Annotated in this window: 3 protein-coding genes; all 3 read left to right on the plus strand. The window is 43.2% G+C overall.

Annotation, left to right across the window (positions count from 1 at the left end; genetic code table 11):
• Positions 1 to 478 (plus strand): hypothetical protein (locus tag VE944_RS31835; RefSeq protein ID WP_324987137.1); only part of this gene is annotated, 478 nt, incomplete at its 5' end.
• Between the two features lie 135 nt (positions 479 to 613).
• Positions 614 to 766 carry a hypothetical protein gene (locus VE944_RS31840; RefSeq protein ID WP_324987139.1) on the plus strand — a complete coding sequence of 51 codons (153 nt, stop codon included), beginning with the start codon at positions 614 to 616 and terminating at the stop codon, positions 764 to 766.
• Between the two features lie 114 nt (positions 767 to 880).
• Positions 881 to 3,007, plus strand: coding sequence for an SF1B family DNA helicase RecD2 (gene recD2, locus VE944_RS31845; protein WP_324987143.1), 2,127 nt, complete (start codon positions 881 to 883; stop codon positions 3,005 to 3,007).
• The last annotated feature ends 436 nt before the right edge of the window (positions 3,008 to 3,443 follow it).

Consider the following 3,443-nt stretch of genomic DNA (forward strand, 5'->3'; position numbering starts at 1 on the left):
TAACTTATATAGAATAACTTGGAAGGTATGCGGAGATTATAGAAGCCGTCTGCGGGATGGAGTAAGATGTAGCGAAACTAAAATTCCCAAAACTAAAGGATATGTTGATCCCGTTTACGTCTGGGCAGCTAATGGGGTGCAATTTATTAATAAGCAACACTTTGTTAATAGCTATTGGGCTACAGGATTGTTTGTCAAGTCTAAAGGATGCTTGAACTCAGGTAAGCCAGAACAAGAGCAATTTTATAATGTAAAAAATTTCACCAGGGATAAAACGAATCCTGTTCCTACCGCAGCAAACGTGAAGATTGAACCTCTGTCAAAGCAGGAAAAGCAAACAGTAGTAGAACTTGCCTTCAAGGACGCAGAAGTAGAAAATTATGCGCTGAAAAATTTCGGTGTGTCAGCAACCACAGGATTAATACCCACTGGGAAAACTTGCTTAACAGTAGACGAATGGAAGAAAACGCAATCGTAGTAAGAATCAGGCACAGTCGCTTCCTTGGATCGCAGTTCAGTCGCGGCGACTTCCTCCATCTCCAGCATAACCAACCAACGCAAGTATTGTCTTATTCTTTCTTAGATAAAGAAAATAATTTAACTTGTTGACCCCTTGTCCCCTGCTTGCGGTAAGTTAACTTTAACCTTTAACCCCAGTTGGTCTAACAACCCCAACAGCCAAATCGGTTTGGGGTCAGAGGGAACAGTGAAACCCAAAATTTTTGATGTGAGCAGCATAGTCAACAGCGATCGCCAACATATTTAATAGATGTTGGTCGTCAGCAGTGATTTCCTTACCAGCGACGAGTCGAGAGAGAATAATGGCACATCAAATTGGGATAATCTCTTTTAGTCGTAAATATTTTTACCCCTGATCAAGATGCCAGCGCCTTTAAAAGTTAACCTGTCACCAACAGAAGATCAAGCCCTACTAGCACTCACTCAAGCAAAAGGTATACCACCAAGAACTCAAAGTCGTGCCACTGTACTACGCTTATCAGCTGCTGGATGGACAGTGCTAAAGATCGCACAATACTTAAAATGGCATCCACAGACTGTACGCGACACAATTCATCGCTGGTACTGGGGCAAACTCGATAGTTTGTGGGATTGTTCGCGTCCGGGTCGCCCTCGCCGATGGCATAACCCAAATATGAAATCTCTGCTTCAATTCAAAATATCTTTATTTAGCTATCAACTTATTTTTATTTTATTTTCTTACATCTCTTACATCTATTTAATGCTATTTCTCCACAGTCATGGCGTTTCTACTACTTATGCAGTCAAAATTTACAGGCAGTACAAGGATGAAACACTCGCTACTCTCACCAGCAATCCCTACCAGTTAGCTGCTGACATCTACGGTATTGGTTTTCTGAGAACTGATAAAATTGCCTTTAATTTAGGAGTTGCGCCTGATAGTCAGTTCCGTTACCGTGCTGGTTTAATTCATGTTTTGAACGAAGCTGCTGCCGATGGGCATTGCTATTTACCCCAGCCAAAACTCATTGAGAATGTTATCAAACTGCTGACTACAGCAGATCACACACCCGAAGAAGATGCCCTCGCTGATATTATCAAAGATATGGCACTCAAGGATGACTTAATCCGCGAGAAAAGCTCAGACCAAACGCTGCTATGTTATCTACCAACGTACTTTCACACCGAACAGAACCTTGCTCAATTAATACAATCTAGATTTTGCCAACCAGTTGCACAAGATATGCCTCGTGTTCGCGCCTGGATTGAGCGCTTCACCAAGAGTCGTAAAATCAAACTTTCACCACAGCAACGGCTAGCGGTAGAAATGGCTGCATATTCAAGGGTAATAATTCTTACTGGTGGCCCCGGTTGCGGTAAAACTTTCACCACCCAGATCATAGTCTCTCTGTGGAAAGCAATGGGCAAATCTATCGCCTTAGCTGCGCCAACTGGACGCGCTGCTCAACGCCTGAGTCAAATCACACAACTCGAAGCCAAGACGATACACTGCTTGTTGGAATTTGACCCAAAGACAATGGGCTTCAAACGCGATAATCAAAACCCTTTACCCCATACCGCAATTGTCGCGCTAGAAGCTAGTATGCTTGATTTGTTTCTGGCATCTTCTTTGGTAAAGGCGATACAATACGGTTCCCAACTACTGCTAGTGGGTGACATTGACCAGTTACCCTCTGTCGGCCCCGGTCAATTCCTTGCTGACTTGATTAATTCTGGTCACGTTCCGGTGGTGCGGTTGACCAAGGTATTTAGGCAAGCCCAACAGAGCGCAATTATCACCGCTGCTCACCAAATTAACCGAAGCCAGTTTCCCACAATTGAACCGATTTCCGATAATCCCGTGTCTGAGTGTCTGTGGCACGGCGGCGGTCATCACCCCAAACATGGTGTTAAAGCAATATCCGAAATCATTACAGACTTGATTCCCCGCCTGGGTTACAATCGAGCTACTGATGTGCAAGTGCTTTGCCCCATGTCGCAGGGTTTGCTTGGGACTCGTAACCTCAATACCGTATTGCAGCAGTTGATTAATCCCCCCAGTCCCGACAAAGTAGAGATTACCAGGGGCGGGAATTTATTACGAGAAGGCGATCGGATCATTCAACTGACTAATGATTATAATCACGAAATTTTTAATGGCGACTTCGGAATTATCAAGGCCATTGATCTTGAAGAGATGGAAGTTACTGTACAGTATGGTAAGCATACTGTCGTTAGAACCAGAGCAGACTTAAATCAAATTGCCCTCGCCTGGAGCCTCACCATTCATCAAAACCAGGGTTCAGAATATCCGGTAGTAATTCTGCCAATTTATACGCAGCCTTATATGATCTTGTCTCGTAAACAGTTGTACACAGCATTAACTTGTGCCAAGCAGTTAGCGATTGTCGTTGGTTCCAAGAAAGCGATATCCAAGGCTTTGCGTTCTAGTGACGGACAACTGCGATATACGCGATTACAGCAGCGCTTGGAAAGCGCTTTTTTGCACCCGACGATTGCAATTTAGAAATGTTCAACTTAACAATTTCACCCGGCTTGCGGTTGTTGCTCTCAATCAAGAGTGAGAAATCCGGGCTAGCTGTGCTTTTGCCCCCTGTCTCGTAAGCGACGGCGGGGCATTTCATTACTGGTAAGTGCCTTGGCACTTCTTGAGAAACTACTTCTCTAGCTCCCGTTTGCGGTTCTAGAAAAAAGTGTCTTAAACACAAAGCAATCAAACCACTCTCAAAAAATAAACTAAAAATGACTCTATAGTTTTATGGCGTGATAGCGCTTAAAAAGCAGTACACTGCCGCATAAATAAACTTTGGAGTCCGCTCTTTGACCTCTTATATCATTTATTAACTATAAAGTCATTTTTAGTTTATTTTTTTTCACCTACTTTTAGGTTTTTCAAAATAAATACCCTGCTGAACAATTGCATAACAGTATTGTGTTTGTCA

The sequence above is a fragment of the Nostoc sp. genome (genome assembly GCF_035638895.1).
In the GTDB taxonomy this organism is placed as follows: domain Bacteria; phylum Cyanobacteriota; class Cyanobacteriia; order Cyanobacteriales; family Nostocaceae; genus Nostoc.